This is a genomic window from Streptomyces alkaliterrae (assembly GCF_007097205.2).
In the GTDB taxonomy this organism is placed as follows: Bacteria; Actinomycetota; Actinomycetes; order Streptomycetales; family Streptomycetaceae; genus Streptomyces; species Streptomyces alkaliterrae.
Window position 1 is genome coordinate 1 of sequence record NZ_VJYK02000636.1, and the last position, 889, is coordinate 889.

Annotated in this window: 2 protein-coding genes; both read right to left on the minus strand. The window is 69.1% G+C overall.

The genetic code is table 11. The annotated features are described in order from the left end of the window. Positions 1 to 390, minus strand: a 390-nt coding sequence (locus FNX44_RS27245) for a glutathionylspermidine synthase family protein (protein ID WP_143651623.1), incomplete at its 3' end; no start/stop codon positions are given. A 9-nt stretch (positions 391 to 399) separates the two neighbouring features. Continuing rightward, complete coding sequence (locus FNX44_RS27250; RefSeq protein WP_143651624.1) at positions 400 to 774, minus strand: hypothetical protein; 375 nt, start codon at positions 772 to 774, stop codon at positions 400 to 402. Positions 775 to 889 lie beyond the last annotated feature (115 nt).

The following is an 889-nucleotide window of genomic DNA, read 5'->3' on the forward strand; positions in this document are numbered from 1 at the left end:
GGAGGTGGGTGTGTCGGCGTTGTACTCCAGCAGTTTGGCCGCGCCTCGGCCATCGTAGTGGAGGTCGAAGCGGCCGTAGAGGGAAGGGAGTTCGACTCGCCAACGCCAAGACTCGGCGACCCGGGCCACGACGCGGCCGTCGGTGATGCCCAGATCTGCGAACCGGTCCTCGGTGACGATGTGTTCGGCGGCGGCGAGGGACATCGTGTGCAGTTCCTCGACCACCCCCTCCAGAGCCTCGACTTCGGGCAGGGTGAAGGAGTAGTAGGCGCTTTCGTCCCAGTAGGGGCGGAGCGAGCCGTCCGGGTAGCGGGTGAGTGGGTAGATGCAGCCCTGCTTCTCCACGGTCTGCTGCCAGCCGGGGCGGGGGCTCGTGGTGTGGCGTTCCATCAGGTGGTCTCAGCCGCCCCGGGAGCCGGAGCCGGAGCAGCCGAAGCCGCCCCGGTCGACGGCTCGGCTGCGAACGAAGGAACCGTCGTTGACGTAACCGCTGTTGTTCTTGCCGCCGTAGTACCACTGGCCGTCGGTGCCGCCGTAGCCGTAGCCGCCGGTACCGCGCTGGCCGCCGGAGCCGGCGGCTCCGCCGGCGCCTGAGCCGGTGGTGGTTCCGGAGCACTCGCGGTCGTCGACCACGCGGTAGCCCCGGGCGTAGTCGTAACTGCCCCGGTCCACACAGCGCTTGTCCGGTTCGGACGAGCAGGATGTCAACGCCGCCGCGAGCACTCCCATTCCGCCGAGGACGACCGTGCTCGAACGGATTCTGCGCAAAGCCATGACCGGGCCTCCCCCAGGCAGCCACGTGGTGTACCAGGAGAGGATAGGGCAGCCCGTGCCCTCAACTCTCGGGCGGGGAGGCGGGTTTCAGGCCTGCTGGTCGGCGGGTTTGGGT

Excerpts from the sequence above, each read along its gene's own strand:
- FNX44_RS27250 (WP_143651624.1), bottom strand. The coding sequence starts at position 774 with ATGGCTTTGCGCAGAATCCGTTCGAGCACGGTCGTCCTCGGCGGAATG.